Genomic DNA, 14,854 nt, shown 5'->3' with positions numbered 1-14,854 from the left:
TCCAGTGTGAAATGGCGTACAGGCGGAATGCATGGACGCCTGCTAGCATCGAATCGTTGCAATAAAAACACGTCGATGCCATGCAGATTGCCCCTTCAGTCACACCTCCACTTACTACGCTGCACAGCGCGTTTGTGAGCCTCGCTGGACTGTCCACGACCGAGGCGCTGGGCGAACTCGTGCGCGCTGGCCATGCACGCCTTCCGCTACCCGGTCACGGTGCGACGCTCGCCCGCTGGCAGGCACTCGCCGCTGTTGGCGCGCATGACCTGCCCCTGGCGAAGGTGTTCGAAGGCCACACGGATGCGGTGGCCATCCTGCACGAAGCCCAGGCGCACGCACTGGCCAACGCCCCACAGGCCACCTGGGGCACCTGGTGTGCGGAGCCGCCGGATGCACGTCTGGCCCTGCTGGCCGTCGATGATCGCTATATTCTGCGTGGCCGCAAGGCCTGGTGCTCGGGGGCGCATGGCGTCACGCATGCGGTGGTCAGTTGCTGGGATGACGCTGGCGCCCCGATGCTGGCGGCGGTCGACCTGCGCCAGCCTGGCGTGCGCGTCACCGACCACGGTTGGAACGCAGTGGGCATGCGTGCCACGGCGAGCGTCGACGTCTGGTTCGATGATGTCGAGGCGACGCCGCTGGCTGGTCCGGGCTTTTATGTTGAACGGGCTGGTTTCTGGCAAGGCGGCGCAGGCGTGGCTGCATGCTGGTTTGGCGCCGCGACACGTCTGGCCGATGCGCTGCGGGAACGGCTGGCCGAGCGCAGCGATCCCCATCGCATGGCGCAACTCGGCGAAGTCTCGGTTGCACTACAAGGCTGCGCCGCGCTGATCCGCGAAGCTGCAGCAACCATCGACAGCGCACCAGGCGCGAATGCCATGCGCACGGCGATGACAGTACGCCTGAGCGTCGAAGCGACCGCCAATACAGTCTTGCATGCGGTGGGCCGCGCACTGGGCGCCGGCCCGCTGTGCAAGGATGCGTCGCTCGCGCAGCTGTATGCGGACCTGCCGGTGTTCATGCGCCAGAGCCATGCGGAGCGCGACCTGGAAGCCGTCGGCAAGCTGGTCGCTGCCCTGGAGGACGCGCCATGGACCTTGTAAACCGCTCGCGTCACATCGGCGGCACCGGCCCGGCAGCGGCCGACTGGGCGCGCGACGCCGCGCTGGCCGCCGTTCCGCAGATCACGCTGGATGCGCTGATCCCGCCCGGCACCCGCGTCGTCGTGGTCGCGCCCCATCCCGATGACGAAATCCTGACCTGCGGCGCGCTGCTGCAACTGGTCGCCGCGCGCGGTGACGCGCCGCTGATTGTGGCCGTCACCGATGGTGAAGCCAGCCATCCCGGCTCGCCGGCCTGGCCGCCGGAGCGCCTGCGCCAGGCCCGGACCGACGAAACGGATGCCGCCCTGGCCCACCTGGGCATCGGCGCCGACCGCGTGCGACGCCTGCATATTCCGGACGGCGGCGTCACGGCCGCCGCGCCTGAACTCGAGCGCCAGCTGGCTGCGATCATCGCGCCGGGCGATATCGTCATTACTACCTGGCGCTTCGACGGCCACCCGGACCACGAATCGACGGCGCTGGCCTGCAGCGCCGTCGCCCGCCAGCGTGGCGCCCGCGTGCTGCAGGCACCGGTCTGGGGCTGGCACTGGAGTGCCCCGGGCGACGGCGCAATGCCCATGAACCAGGCGCGCAAATTACCGGTGCCAAACGACGCGCTGGCGCGCAAACGCGCCGCCCTCGGATGCTTCCACAGCCAGATCGAGGGCGACGCCAGCAGCGGCGCAGCGCCCATCCTGCCCGCGTTTGCGATGGAACGCGTCCTGCATCCTTTTGAACTCTACTTTCCCGACCATGCGTGACGCCCAACCCCTGGCCCATTTCGAAACCCTGTACGCCCAATCGGACGACCCGTGGGACGTGCGCGGCGCCTGGTACGAACAGCGCAAACGCGCGATCCTGCTCGCCGGCCTGGGCAAGCCAAGCTACCGCAGCGCGTTCGAGCCTGGCTGCGGCAACGGAGAAATGAGCGTGGCGCTGGCCGCACGTTGCGAATCCCTGCAGGCCTGCGACGGCGCCGCCAGTGCGCTGGATGCCGCATGGCGCCGCGTCCCCGACGCCGCCACGCGCGGCATCCGTTTCGAGACGCGCCGCCTGCCGGCCGACTGGCCGCTGGACGACACGTTCGACCTGATCGTGCTCAGCGAACTGCTGTATTACTTCGACGAAGACGCGATCGCCTCGATGCTGGCGTGCGCCGCAGCGAACCTGGCGCCGGACGGCGAACTGGTGCTGTGCCACTACCTGCACGACTTCGACGACCGCATCACGCCGACGGCGACCGTGCACGATCTCGCCGACGCGCTGCCCGGCCTGCGCCGCTCGCTACACCATCGCGACGAGGCGTTCGTGCTCGACATCTGGCGCCCGGTGGCACCGCTACAGGGAATACAGGGAGAACGCGCATGATCGGCGTCGCCATCCCAGCCCATAACGAAGAAGCGTGCCTCGGTGCCTGCCTGCAAGCCGTCCTGCGGGCAGCGACGCATCCGCAACTGGCCGGCGAACCAGTCATGGTGTGTGTCGTGCTCGATGCCTGCGACGACGGCTCGGCTGCCATCGTGCGCGAATGGCAGACGGCATTCGCGCTGGCCGGTTGCCGGCTCGACGCACTGGAAATCTCAGCGCGCCAGGTCGGCAGCGCCCGTGCTGCGGGCGCCCTGCACCTGATCGCAGCCGAGGCGCGCTGGCTCGCGTTCACCGACGCCGACACGCGCGTCTCGCCACAATGGCTGGCTGTACAGGTCACGCTGGGCGCTGAGGTCGTCTGTGGCTCGGTGGCGGTCGATGACTGGTCACCCCACGCGGACAAGGCGCAACTGCTGCGTGAGCATTTCGCCCGTACCTACCATGACCGGGAAGATCACCGTCATATCCACGGGGCGAATCTGGGTGTCTGCGCGCTGGCCTACCAGGCGGCCGGGGGTTTTGCGGCAGTGGCCTGTCATGAAGACGTGCTGCTGGTGCGGGCACTGGAACTGTCGGGCGCCCGCTTTGCCTGGAGCGCGCTGCCGCGCGTGTTCACCAGCGCCAGACTGGATGCGCGGGCGCGCGGTGGCTTCGGCGACACGCTTCTGGCCGTGACCTGCGAGATGGAAGTGCCCCTGTCAACGACCTGAGTGTTGACAGGGGTGTATCGTTACCCGATCAACGCAAATAAGCGTGTGCCGGGCTGCGCGTGACGCGGCGGCTCGCCTCAATACGCATGCCGTCCACCAGCAACTGCGCCGCCCAGCGGAACACCGTGTATTGACTAACGACGCCGCGCATTGCGCGCAGGCGCCGGGTCTGCTCGTCGAGCGGCATGTCCAGCGCACGCTCAATGGCGCGGGCCATGCCGGCGATGTCGCGCGGATCGACGATCAGCGCCTGGTGCAGTTCAGCGGCAGCGCCGGCCTCACTGCTGAGCACCAGCGCGCCGCGCAGGTCGGTACGCGCCGCCACGAATTCCTTCGCCACCAGGTTCATCCCGTCATGCAGGCTCGTGACCAGGCACACGTCGGCCGCGCGGTAGCAGGCGGTGACGGTGGCCGCATCCGCGCTTTTCGCATGCAGCACAACCGGCTGCCAGTCATCCCTGCCAAAGCGTGCGTTGATCCGCTGCGTGAGCGCACCCACGTCGCGCGTGATCGTTTGGTACGCGGCCAGCGCCGAACGGCATGGCGCGCCGATCTGCAGCAGCGTTACTTGCCCGCGCAAGTCGGGCCGTCGCTCGAGCAGCAGCTCGAAGGCCTGCAGGCGCTCGCTCAGGCCTTTCGTGTAATCCATGCGATCGACACCGACCAGCAATCGCACGCCAGGCGCGATGCCGAACTGGCTGCCCACCACGTCACGGATGCCAGGCGTGGCCACATCATTCCTGGCCGGCCACGCAATCGAAATCGGATAGGCGCCGGCGTGCGCCGCGCCGCGCCCCTGGGCGCCAGGGATGGCAGCACGCGCCAGGCTGAAGTTCGTCAGGTCGGCCGGCGTTTGCAAGCCCATCACGGTACTGGCCAGCAAGCCGGCCATCATCTGCTGCGCCCATGGGAACGTGGCCAGGGTCTGCGGCGTCGGAAACGGAATGTGCCAGAACAGGATGATGACGGCGTCCGGCAGCTGCTCACGCACCATCTCCGGCACCAGCGCCAGGTGGTAGTCCTGCACCAGCACCACGGGCCGCTCGCTCGCGGCTTCGGCAATCACGGCGTCGGCAAAGCGGCGGTTGACGGCCACGTAATGCGCCCAGTCTTCAAGGCGGAACGTCGGCGCGACGCCGGTGCGGTGGCACAGCGGCCACAGCGCTTCGTTGGCCAGGCCATCGTAGTAGCCCGCCACTTCGGCATCGCTGAGCCACAGGCGGCGCAGCCGGTACGGCGCGTCCAGATGCTCGGGCAGGACGTGGTCGTTGGCGTCGACCGTGGCGCGGTCGGCCGTGCCGCTGCCATGGGCGATCCAGCAACCGCCTTCTTTGGACAGGACGGCTTCGAGCGCCGTCACCAGGCCGCCGGCGGGCCGCTGGGCATTGACGCCGTCACCCGTCTGCGAATGCACGCACGGTGCGCGGTTGGACACGACGATCAGGTCGTCGCCACAGCCAAGTTGTTCGATCAGACGGGCCAGGTCGGCGCTGTCGCGCACGTCCTCGGGCAATAAGGTTGTGGGGCGCGCGATCTTGCGGCGCTCGCCCGGAAAGGTTGGAAGGGGTAGAGGCGCCGGATTGCTGCGCATCCTCGTTGTGGGGGCGGAGTGGTATCGAGCTGTCATGGAAACAGCTTAAGATGTTAGCGTTCTCCGCTTCTGTTCGATGACGAACCCAACGTGGCTCAAACCGCCAATAGCAAGGTCAGGTAATGGTCGGCCAGCAGCGCGGCGAACAGCAGCGCCAGATACACGATCGACCAGGCAAATGCCTTGCGCGCGACCGCGTCGCTGTAGTGCTTGTGGACCAGCCAGCCATGGCGCAGGAACACGGCGTTCAGCGCACATGCGCACGCCAGATAGAACAGCCCGCTCATTCCGACCACCCACGGCAGCGCGGTACCGACTGCCAGCGCCACGCTGTAACGCCATACCTGCTGGCCCGTGTGGGCCATACCGTGGGTGATCGGCAGCATCGGCAGGCCGGAGCGCGCGTAGTCGTCGCGCCGCGCCATCGCCAGCGCCCAGAAATGCGGCGGCGTCCACAGAAAGATGATCAGCACCAGAAGCCACACCTCGAGCGGCACGCCATTGGCCACTGCCGCCCAGCCGAGCGCCGGCGGCATGGCGCCGGCAAAACCGCCGATCACGATGTTCTGCGGCGTGGCCGGTTTCAGCAGCAAGGTATAGATAAAGGCGTAGCCGACGAACGTGGCCAGTGTCAGCCACATCGTCAGCGGATTGACCTGCGTGTACAGCAAGGCCGCGCCGGCGCCGCCCAGCACCAGGGAAAAGACGACCGTCTGGGCTGGCCCCAGGTCGCCGCGCGCGGTGGCCCGGCGCGCCGTGCGGGTCATGCGCGCATCGACCTGCGCTTCCAGCAGACAATTGACGGCAAAGGCGGCGCCGGCGAGCAGCCAGATACCGGCAGCGCTGTAGAGCAACACGGACCAGGCGGGTGCGCCATCGGTTGCCAGCAGGCTGCCGATTACGGCGCAGAACACGGTCAACAGGGTCACGCGCGGCTTGGTCAGCGCCCAGTACTGGCCAGCGCGCTGCGCCAGGCCACCAGCGGGCGACGCACCAATAACGACGCCAGTAGCGACATCAGGAATGGCCAGGGCGGCCGGCGGGATTTCGACAACTTTTGAATTCGACATGATGGGGCGACCGCTGCAGGCAGGTGGTCATTTCACAGAACCCATCATGCTAGAGGAAAACGGCGGCGCGACCAACGGGCAATTTGTCCTACTTGCCAAGCGAGCTACATGCGCGCCACACGCGCGCCATCAGTAACACCGGCGTCAGCGCACCTGTTTTGCGCGAGCATCGACGCCGTGCTCATGGCGTCGACCCAGGGCCGGCACCCGGTGCCGCAGAACAACCGCTTGCAGACTGCACAGTGCCACGTAGGCCAGCAGTTCGACCAGCTCTTCGAAGACCTGAGCACGCGACGCGACGAGATCGATATGGCATGACATATGCCCCTCGGCGCAGGTCGACCCCACAGCCGCGCCAAGCGCCACGAACAGCAGCAGCCAGGGCGCGCTGCGCACGAACGCCAGGCGCACCACCTCATCGATGCGGTAATGCCAGGCGCTATACACGAGCCAGCCGATGAGCAACACGGCGCCCGGCCAGACCAGCGGCTGGAACCACAGCGGCTCAGGCGGCAGCGCCCTGCCCGCCGCGTCGAACCCAGGCACGGCGCGCCAGGCGCGGCCCCAGCTGAGCTCGCGGCCCGCCAGCAGCAACCAGACAGGCGCGGCCCACAGCGCCAGCATCGCCGTGCGTTCCGGGCGACGCCGCATGAACACGACGACCGCCACCACGAAGCCGCTCAGCAATACGACAACCTGCAGGTTTTCCAGAACGCCTGCTTCGCGGCCCCACGACAGCGGCAGGAGCAGGCTCACGGGGTAACAGGCCACGAGCGCAGCCAGCAGCGCCCACTGCGCCGGGCGCGTCTTCGCCCACAAAAATAATCGCCCCATCGTCTCTCCGTTTACACAATTGTTGCCCATCTGAACGGGCTAATTCGCAATTGTACGAATTGGCAGGTCGCGCACGATTGGTTTTTGGAGAAATGCGACGGGCCTGGAGCGTATTTATTGCCGATGGACGGGCTGCAAGTGTCACATCGGCGCAGATTCCTTGACACGTCTCCAACGGGTCGGTTACCTTATGGTTAACAATTGCCTTTGAGCAATTATAACGATCCCGGTCGGCATCCATGACCGGGGCATGCGGAAAGTAGTGCTGAAGTTCACCCATCGACGTTCATACCTAGGAGTTTCACCATGGATCAACTGCCTTGCGGGCAGTCTTCACGCCGCATCCGCATGCCCGGCGCGCCGCTCGCACCCATCCTGCTGTTACCGCTGCTGTTAGCGGGTTGCGGTGGCGGCACTGCCGAATCGCCCGTCGCCGTCATGCAGAACGCCAGCGCCAGCCTGTTCAGGACCGTGGCCGGCGTGTTCGCCAGCACGGAAACAGCGCTGACCCCGGTCAAGGCCCAGGCCAGCTCGGCCGAGCGGCCGGATCTCGATGGCCCGGCGGCGATCGACCATGACAACACCACGCGCTGGGGCAGCCGCTTCACCGACGATGAATCGCTGACGCTCGACTATGGCGCGACGCAGACGATTACCCGCGTGCGGATCGACTGGGAAGCCGCCCATGCGAGCGCCTATCTGTTACAGGTGTCCGAGGACGGCAGCAGCTGGACCACGATCAAGAGCGTCACCGACAGCGTCGGCGGCACCGAAGATCTCACGGGCCTGAATGGCCAGGGCCGCTACCTGCGCATGCAAGGTGTCAAGCGCGCCGGCCAGTATGGCTATTCGATCCTCGAAATCCAGGCCTTTACCGGCACGCCGGCCGCGCCAACGCCGAGCCCCGACCTGCCGGCGCCAGAACTGCCAATCGACCTGACCCACCCCGGCGTGGCCATCAAGCCGGTGGCTGCGACGTCGTCGACGCCGGAGAACGCCGGCATGGCGGCCGGCATGGCCATCGACGGCAAGCCCGGCACGCGCTGGTCGAGCCGGCCCGAGGACGGCGCCTGGATCCATTTCGATTTTGGCGCGCCCACCGCAATCGGCTACATGAAGCTTACCTGGGAACAATCGTACGGCAAGATCTATACGGTGCTCACGTCGAACGACGGCGTGACATGGACGCAGTTGCGCCATGTCGGCACCGGCAAGGGTGGCGTCGAGGAATTTTTCAACCTGGGTTTCCGCGCCCGCTACCTGCGCCTGCAGGGTGTCGCACGTGCGACGCAATACGGCTACTCGATGTTTGAAGTCGAGTTCAAGTCGCCGGGCAGTGACAACACGCTGCCCGATGCGCCGACGTCGGCCGTGGCCTTCCCGGCCAATGGCTCTGCGCTAAGCCCACTGCCGGGTACGGCCGAGCCGATCGAGTCGTTGCAGTTCACTCTTGCGGACGGCACGCTGGTGACGCGCTTCGGCGCCCGTGGCCTGGCGCGCCATGGCCGCGAGCGCGGCGAAGAGTGGAACGAGATCGGCTACGGCCCGAACGACACGATCGACCCGGCCAGCGGGCTGCCCGTTGACAAGGGCCCGGGCAACTACCTGACGTTCGTGCCGCAGTACCACAAGAACCGCACCTGGGGCGTCGAGATCATCGACAACAGCCGCGTCGCCGGTGTCACGCAACCGATGCTGGTTGTGAACCAGTACACGACCGTCGACTTCCTCAAGGGCGGCGTCGCGTTCTTCCGCCAGTTTGACGAGCCTTATTCGACCGGCTACGGCTGGATGCGGCCCGGAGAACTGGTCAATAACGATGTCCCCATCTGCAAGCCGACGCCCTATCCGCAGAACAACCGGCTGGCCAGCGCCAACGGCATCAATGGCGGCTGCACCTTGCTGGTCAAGGATTATCCGGGCCACAGTGAGCTCAACAGCGACGGCTTCAAGACCGGCCGCAGCGTGCCGGGCCGGCCGCTCGTCAAGGGCGACATCATCGAAGTCTCGCCGTCGTACTTCACCACGCGCGAAGCACTGGGCGCGCTGGGCGATACGGGCGGCATCCGCTACTACTCGCAGGAATGGAGCTACGTCGTCGGCCAGGGCCTGCGCCCATGGTACGGCGTGCAGCCGCGCCTGAATTCGGTGCCGCTGCCGGACGACGTGCTGTCGGGCGGCCTCGGCTCCGTGTCGTATAACTACAGCGACAATGGCCTGTTCATGTTCCAGCAGCCGCACAACAACGTCGGCATGCAGAACATGCAGCGCTTCGTCGAAGGCCGGCGCCTGCTGCACACCAACTTCACCACCGGTGAGCACAATGAAGCGGGCAACGACCGGTATGCAGCGGCCGTGGGTCTGCAGGGCGGCCGCTTCAATCAGTCGGCCTGTATCGCGTGCCACGTCGGCAATGGCCGCAGCCCGGCTCCGGCGGCGATCAACCAGCGCCTCGATGGCATGGCGGTGCGCGTGGCGCGCGTTGGTCCGCAAGGCCAGCAGCTGCCACATCCGACCTATGGCACGACGGTGCAGATGAATGCGGTGTCGGGCAACGGCACCCCGCAGAACTGGGGCACCGGCGTGCGCGTGTCGGGCTTTGACACCCGCGTGGTCCAGCTGGCGGACGGCACGAACGTCGAACTGCGCAAGCCTAAAATTGCCTTTGACGGCCCGGTGCCGGAAACCGTCTCGCTGCGCGCGGCCCAGCCGATGATCGGCAGCGGCCTCTTGGAGGCGATCCCTGAAGCCGACATCCTGACGCGCGTGCGCTCGAGCCCGGACGGCGACGGCGTGCGCGGTACGGCCAACTTTGTGTTCGATCCCGAAAGCGGCGCCGTGCGTCTTGGCCGCTTTGGCTGGAAAGCATCGAAAGCCACGCTGCGCCACCAGGCGGCATCGGCGCTGCTGGCCGACATGGCGGTGACCTCGCCCGTCTACCCGAGCCTCAGTTGCGACCCCAACCCGGCCGGATGCGCCACGGCGCCCCGCCAGCGCGGGATCTCGGAAGCGGAGCTGCAGTCGATCTCGAACTACCTGGCCCTGCTGGCCGTACCGGCCCAGCGCAGCCTGGCCAGCGGCTTCCCGAAAGGCGTCGCGCCACTTGACGAGCACCGGGTCGACACGCGCCAGGTCGCCACGGGCCAGAAGCTGTTCGAAACGATGCGCTGCGTGGCCTGCCACACGGCGTCGATGAAGACCGGCGCGAACCACCAGTTCGCCGAACTGCGCGACCAGACCATCCGGCCATACACCGACCTGCTGCTGCACGATATGGGTCCGGGACTGGCAGACAACTACGTCGAAGGCCAGGCCACCGGCAGCATGTGGCGCACCGCGCCGCTGTGGGGCATCGGCTACAGCGACAAGGTGATGGGCAAGGATGGCAAGGTCGGCTACCTGCATGACGGCCGCGCACGCACCCTGAGTGAAGCGATCCTGTGGCATGACGGCGAAGCCGCCGCCGCGCGCAAGCGTTTCGAGAAGCTGGCGACCGTTGAACGCGAGGCGCTGCTGGCGTTCCTGCGCTCGCTGTAACGTTCGTGCCGATGTGACAGAGGCGCCGGGTTCGCAGCCCGGCGCTTTTTTTGGCTGGCGTATTCTGCACTCCGAAAGCCGGGGTCAGGTCTGACATTCGGACACGAACTCGACAGCCAGATAGTCGAAACGAGCTGACACGGGGCTATGCTAAGGCTGGTCGATGCACGATTGGACCTGGCTCAGGCTGAGGCCGTGTCCGAATGTCAGACCTGACCCCGGCTGTGTTATCTGAGCGAGAATCCTGGACGCGTAGGCTTAAAACACCAGCATGTGCCAGCCCGGCGCGCTGCCCTGCTCGACGAATGTCACCATGCCTTCGACGCCGGCGCACTGGGGCGCCAATGCAGTGAGGTCCGCGCCAAGAGCATTCAACGCCTGGCTGCAGGCGCGGATCTCGACACCCAGCTCAACCGTGGCATCGAGGTGCCGCGCAACTGTCCAGCGGTCGGCGCCGAAACCGGTCAGGCGCGCGCTGTGTTCGCGCAGCAGCCAGGCGACGGACTGATTCGTAAACAACATCTTGACGGGCATGTCGAGCGCCGCCGCGGCCTGCGCCGTCATGAACGGCGTCGTCAGTGCCTCGGGCCGGGTTAAATCGCATGACCAGACCATAATGGCGAGGCCCGCGTGTGCCGAATTCACGGCTTGATCCAGTCATCGACCGGCTCGAGCCGCATGCGTCGCTCGGCCTGTTCGACCAGATCGGCGCCATGCGCCAGTTGCGCGCGGTCGCGTTCCCAGTCACTGGCCTGGATGACGGAAATCCAGCCGGCGCCATACGGATCCTGATGGATCAATTCGGGCGTTTCTTCCAGCGCGGTGTTGATTTCGACGATCGTCCCGGACACCGGCGTCTTGATCGTTACGACCGTCTTGCTCAGCTCCACGACACCCACCGTCTTGCCCTGCTCGACCTCGTTACCCACCGGCTTGGGGCGGCACATGTAGAAATGGTTGCCGCTGATCTGGACACCGAACGCGCTCACGCCCACCTGCACGCGACCGTCAGCCAGCGGACGGCACCACATATCATTGTCGAGGTCGAAATAGCAGTCGTCCGGATAGTCGAAGCCGAGGATGATCATAGGAGTGTGAAGAACAGGAACAGCAACAGAAAGGATGGCGGAAGGATGCGGGAGTCGAACCCACCCGGCGACGCATGGCGCCACCAACTGGGTTTGAAGCCCAGCCGCCCCACCAGGGACGATTTCCTTCCGTTGAGCCGGGATTTTACCTTGTCCGGAAAAATTGCGTCAGGGTCACAGCGTTTTCTCGGAAAACAGCAACGTTCCCGGCCGCAGCAGATGTACGTCACCCACGCGGCGCAGCAGTCCGATGCGATCAAAGAACTCCAGGATCTGGATCGCGCGCTTGCGTCCCAGGCCCGTCAGATCGCGAAAACGCGCAGCCGTGACCTGGCCACCGACTTCTTCCGCGGCGAGCTTCCTCGCCAGCGCCGCCAGCTCGTGCATCACGGCCGGATGATAGAACAGATCCTTGACCACCTGATACACGTCACCGCCGCGCGCCATGCGGCCCAGCACCTGGCGCACCTGCGCTTCGGGCAACCGCGCCTGCAGCGCGATGTCGCGTACCCATGGCGGATCGAAGCGCCCTTCAAGCAGCATCGGCAGCGCATGTTCGGCCACGATCTGCTCGGCCGCGCGCAAGGCGACGCCATGCTCCGGCAAATGCAGGAAGCCATTCCGGCGGGCGAGCACGCCGGCCTCGATCATGTGCCCCGTCAGCTGCAGCCACAGCGCCTCGGGCATGCGTGGCGCCGCCAGGCGGCGGGCCCGCTGCACGTCCGGTCCGATTTCGTCCGGATACTTGTCGTGGAAGTCGCGCAGGGCCGCCAGCAGGCCGGCCTGCGCCTCATCAAGACGCGTGCGGGCGATCAGCCACTCGCCGCCGGCGCCCACCACGATGTCGGGCACGCCTGCCAAATCAAACGGCCAGCGCGCCAGGCCGCTGCTGCGCAGCCAGGTCGCGCCATTGACGCCGTACTGCGCCTGCGCCAGCGCGCCCAGCAGGCGCGTCAGCGGATCAACCGCGCGCTGGGTTTCCAGGTACGCCAGGCGCTCGGGCGTCTGCCGATAACGGATCGGCCCCAGCGGATCGAGCACCTGGCCACCGGCCACCGTGCGCACCGCCGACGCGTCGCGCAAGATAAAACGGTCGCCATGCCAGACGTTGGCCGGCTTGTGCAGCACGAGCTGGGCCGGTGCGCCGGCGCCTGGCGCGATCAACGGCTGGCCCAGCACGGCCACCGTCACCAGGCAATCCTGGGTCGCTGCATGCAGGTGCACGAGCGTACCCGAACGCAGCGGCTTGTCTTCGGTGGCGGCCACCTGCAGCCAGACGTCGATCCGCTGCGTGGTCAAGGCGATGGCCGGATCGCACAGCACCTGGCCGCGCAGTTCGTCCGTGCGTTCCAGGCCCGCCAGGCCCACGGCGCAGCGCTGGCCCGCCTGCGCCGCCTGCGCCGCGCGGCTGTGTACTTGCAGGCTGCGAACGCGGTAAGAATCATCCGGCGAGGATGCCAGCGACAACGCGTCGCCAATCGTCACGCCGCCCGCCGAAACGCTCCCGGCCACCACGGTGCCGACGCCATCCAGCGTGAACGCGCGGTCCAGGCCCATGCGGAAACCTGCACCCTCCACGCCGTCGCCCGGCGCAGCGGCCAGTGCGTCGACCAGATCGGCGCGCAAGGCATCGATGCCGTCGCCGCGCACGCTCGAGACGTGCAGCACCGGGTAATCGTCCAGCCCGCTGCTGGCCAGCAGCGCGCGTACGCGGGCTTCGGTCTCGGCGACGCGCGCCGGCTCCACGCGGTCGATCTTGGTGATCACGGCCGCGCCACGGCGAACGCCCAGCAGCGACAGGATGGTCGCGTGCTCGATCGTTTGCGGCATCGGGCCGTCGTCCGCCGCGATCAGCAGCAAGCCGAAGTCGATACCGCTGGCGCCGGCCACCATCGTGCGTACGAGTTTTTCGTGGCCCGGCACGTCGACAAAACCGATGCGGCGCCCGTCTTCCAGCGGCATCCACGCGTAACCGAGTTCGATGGTGATGCCGCGCCGTTTTTCTTCCGGCAGCCGGTCGGCGTCGATGCCCGTTAGTGCGCGCACGAGCGCCGTCTTGCCGTGGTCGATGTGGCCTGCAGTGCCGACAATCATGGGGCTTCTCCGATGATGGCCAGGCGCAGGCCGGCCAATTGATTGATGACCTCGTTCGGATCGTCGACGCAGCGGCAGTCGAGCAGCACGCGGTCGTCGGCGATGCGGCCGATGATCGGCGCCGGCAGGCTGCGCATGGCGTCAGACAGCGCGTCGAGCGCCGTGCCCATGCCGCGCTTGCCAGACAAGACCGGCGCGATCGCCAGCCCGCACGATGGCAGGCGGTCGATCGGCAGCGAACCCGAGCCGATCTGGCTGAGCATCGGTTCGAGCGTGACGGTATAGCGCGGCGCCAGCGCCGCGCGCAGCGGTTCCAGGATCGCGTTTGCGGCCACGGCCACCTGCTCCTGCGTGCGGGTCAGCCAGCGCAGCGTCGGCAACTCGCGCACGAGCAGTTCGGGTTGCAGGTACAGCTGCAAGGTCGCTTCCAGCGCCGCCAGCGGCAGCTTGGACAGCCGCAGCGCGCGCTTCATCGGAAACTTGCGGATGCGCCCGATGTGTTCGCGCGTGCCGACGATCAGGCCCGCCTGAGGGCCGCCCAGCAATTTATCGCCGGAGAACATGACCACGTCGCAGCCATCGGCCAGCATCTGCTGCGGCGTCGGTTCCTGCGGCAAGCCGTACTTGCCCATGTCGATCAGCGAGCCGCTGCCCAGGTCCGACACGAGCGCCACGCCGCGGGCGCGGGCTAGCGGCGCCAGTTCGGCCTCGCTCACCGCACTGGTAAAGCCCTGCACCATATAGTTGCTGGTGTGGACCTTGATCAGCATTGCCGTGCGCTCGGTGATCGCGCGCTCGTAGTCCGCCAGGTGCGTGCGGTTGGTGGTGCCTACCTCGACCATGCGCGCGCCGGCGCTGTCCATCACGTCCGGCATGCGGAAGGCGCCGCCGATTTCTACCAGTTCGCCGCGCGAGATGATCGCTTCGCGCCCGCCGCTCAGCGCGGCCAGCGACAGCAGCACCGCGGCGGCATTGTTGTTGACCACCGTCGCCGCTTCGGCGCCGGTGATTTCGCACAGCAAGCCTTCGACGATGCTGTCGCGATCGCCCCGTGAGCCGGTGTCGAGGTTGTATTCGAGATTGTTCGGGCCGGCCATCATCGCCGTCAGGCGGCGAATTGCCACATCCGGCAGCACCGAGCGGCCCAGATTGGTATGAATGACCGTGCCGGTCAGGTTGATCACGCGGCGCATGCGCGGCGCGATCCGCGCAGCGATGCGCTGGGCCAGCGCCCCGCCCAACGCATCGGGCGTCACGGCGCTCGCCGCAAGCACGCCAGCCAGCGCTTGCGCGCGCAGGTCATCGACCAGCGCGCGCGCCTGCCCGGCGACCAGCGTATGGCCGTGGACAGACAGGTGCGCCTGCACCGATGGCAAGCGCAGCAGTTTATCGATCGAAGGCAGTTCCTTGACTGTCGCCTTCGAGCCGTGGACCACGGACTCGCTGAGCGACATGA

The 14,854-nt window shown here is 67.0% G+C and carries 12 protein-coding genes and 1 tRNA gene; 5 read left to right on the top strand and 8 right to left on the bottom strand.

The window, feature by feature from the left end:
• The first annotated feature begins 134 nt into the window (after positions 1-134).
• The 4 genes from NX775_RS00375 to NX775_RS00360 are packed head-to-tail and all read left to right on the top strand — an operon-like array spanning position 135 to position 3,184.
• Positions 135-1,106: an acyl-CoA dehydrogenase family protein gene (locus tag NX775_RS00375; protein ID WP_258834176.1), complete on the top strand. Its 972-nt coding sequence runs from the start codon at positions 135-137 to the stop codon at positions 1,104-1,106.
• On the top strand, positions 1,094-1,867 hold the full coding sequence (locus NX775_RS00370) for a PIG-L deacetylase family protein (protein WP_258834175.1): 774 nt from the start codon (positions 1,094-1,096) through the stop codon (positions 1,865-1,867). Before NX775_RS00375 ends, NX775_RS00370 begins: the two co-directional genes overlap by 13 nt.
• The gene (locus NX775_RS00365; protein ID WP_258834174.1) at positions 1,860-2,474 is read left to right on the top strand and encodes an SAM-dependent methyltransferase; all 615 of its coding nucleotides are present in this window, start codon (positions 1,860-1,862) and stop codon (positions 2,472-2,474) included. The genes NX775_RS00370 and NX775_RS00365 overlap by 8 nt, the downstream gene beginning before the upstream one ends.
• Positions 2,471-3,184, top strand: coding sequence for a glycosyltransferase family 2 protein (locus NX775_RS00360; protein ID WP_258834173.1), 714 nt, complete (start codon positions 2,471-2,473; stop codon positions 3,182-3,184). The genes NX775_RS00365 and NX775_RS00360 overlap by 4 nt, the downstream gene beginning before the upstream one ends.
• A gap of 28 nt (positions 3,185-3,212) precedes the next feature.
• Here the strand turns inward: NX775_RS00360 and NX775_RS00355 are convergent, their stop codons facing one another.
• The 3 genes from NX775_RS00355 to NX775_RS00345 form a co-directional block, all read right to left on the bottom strand.
• Positions 3,213-4,775 (bottom strand): alpha,alpha-trehalose-phosphate synthase (UDP-forming), encoded by a 1,563-nt coding sequence (locus tag NX775_RS00355; RefSeq protein ID WP_258834172.1) that lies wholly within the window; start codon positions 4,773-4,775, stop codon positions 3,213-3,215.
• A gap of 95 nt (positions 4,776-4,870) precedes the next feature.
• Entirely contained in the window at positions 4,871-5,845 is a 975-nt protein-coding gene (gene cyoE / locus NX775_RS00350; RefSeq protein WP_258834171.1) for a heme o synthase, read from the bottom strand.
• A 144-nt stretch (positions 5,846-5,989) separates the two neighbouring features.
• Positions 5,990-6,679 (bottom strand): hypothetical protein, encoded by a 690-nt coding sequence (locus NX775_RS00345; RefSeq protein WP_258834170.1) that lies wholly within the window; start codon positions 6,677-6,679, stop codon positions 5,990-5,992.
• Between the two features lie 306 nt (positions 6,680-6,985).
• On the opposite strand from NX775_RS00345, the gene NX775_RS00340 reads away from it, so the two are divergent.
• A complete protein-coding gene (locus NX775_RS00340; RefSeq protein WP_258834169.1) occupies positions 6,986-10,216 on the top strand; it encodes a di-heme oxidoredictase family protein in 3,231 nt (1,076 codons plus the stop codon).
• A gap of 258 nt (positions 10,217-10,474) precedes the next feature.
• Here the strand turns inward: NX775_RS00340 and NX775_RS00335 are convergent, their stop codons facing one another.
• The 5 genes from NX775_RS00335 to selA form a co-directional block, all read right to left on the bottom strand.
• Positions 10,475-10,861: a DsrE family protein gene (locus NX775_RS00335; RefSeq protein WP_258834168.1), complete on the bottom strand. Its 387-nt coding sequence runs from the start codon at positions 10,859-10,861 to the stop codon at positions 10,475-10,477.
• Complete coding sequence (locus NX775_RS00330) at positions 10,858-11,304, bottom strand: glycine cleavage system protein H (protein WP_258834167.1); 447 nt, start codon at positions 11,302-11,304, stop codon at positions 10,858-10,860. The genes NX775_RS00335 and NX775_RS00330 overlap by 4 nt, the downstream gene beginning before the upstream one ends.
• 35 nt (positions 11,305-11,339) lie before the next feature.
• Positions 11,340-11,435, bottom strand: a tRNA-Sec gene (locus NX775_RS00325).
• A 43-nt stretch (positions 11,436-11,478) separates the two neighbouring features.
• The gene (gene selB / locus NX775_RS00320; protein WP_258834166.1) at positions 11,479-13,398 is read right to left on the bottom strand and encodes a selenocysteine-specific translation elongation factor; all 1,920 of its coding nucleotides are present in this window, start codon (positions 13,396-13,398) and stop codon (positions 11,479-11,481) included.
• Complete coding sequence (gene selA, locus NX775_RS00315) at positions 13,395-14,852, bottom strand: L-seryl-tRNA(Sec) selenium transferase (protein ID WP_258834165.1); 1,458 nt, start codon at positions 14,850-14,852, stop codon at positions 13,395-13,397. The genes selB and selA overlap by 4 nt, the downstream gene beginning before the upstream one ends.
• Between the last annotated feature and the right edge of the window lie 2 nt (positions 14,853-14,854).

It is taken from the genome of Massilia aurea (assembly GCF_024753205.1).
Lineage (GTDB): Bacteria > Pseudomonadota > Gammaproteobacteria > Burkholderiales > Burkholderiaceae_D > Telluria > Telluria aurea.
Note: the sequence above shows the minus strand (reverse complement) of the source record. Positions and strands in the feature narration are given on the sequence as shown.

Excerpts from the sequence above, each read along its gene's own strand:
- NX775_RS00360 (WP_258834173.1), top strand. The coding sequence starts at position 2,471 with ATGATCGGCGTCGCCATCCCAGCCCATAACGAAGAAGCGTGCCTCGGT.
- cyoE (WP_258834171.1), bottom strand. The coding sequence starts at position 5,845 with ATGTCGAATTCAAAAGTTGTCGAAATCCCGCCGGCCGCCCTGGCCATT.
- selA (WP_258834165.1), bottom strand. The coding sequence starts at position 14,852 with ATGTCGCTCAGCGAGTCCGTGGTCCACGGCTCGAAGGCGACAGTCAAG.
- NX775_RS00365 (WP_258834174.1), top strand. The coding sequence starts at position 1,860 with ATGCGTGACGCCCAACCCCTGGCCCATTTCGAAACCCTGTACGCCCAA.
- selB (WP_258834166.1), bottom strand. The coding sequence starts at position 13,398 with ATGATTGTCGGCACTGCAGGCCACATCGACCACGGCAAGACGGCGCTC.
- NX775_RS00330 (WP_258834167.1), bottom strand. The coding sequence starts at position 11,304 with ATGATCATCCTCGGCTTCGACTATCCGGACGACTGCTATTTCGACCTC.
- NX775_RS00355 (WP_258834172.1), bottom strand. The coding sequence starts at position 4,775 with ATGCGCAGCAATCCGGCGCCTCTACCCCTTCCAACCTTTCCGGGCGAG.
- NX775_RS00340 (WP_258834169.1), top strand. The coding sequence starts at position 6,986 with ATGGATCAACTGCCTTGCGGGCAGTCTTCACGCCGCATCCGCATGCCC.
- NX775_RS00345 (WP_258834170.1), bottom strand. The coding sequence starts at position 6,679 with ATGGGGCGATTATTTTTGTGGGCGAAGACGCGCCCGGCGCAGTGGGCG.
- NX775_RS00370 (WP_258834175.1), top strand. The coding sequence starts at position 1,094 with ATGGACCTTGTAAACCGCTCGCGTCACATCGGCGGCACCGGCCCGGCA.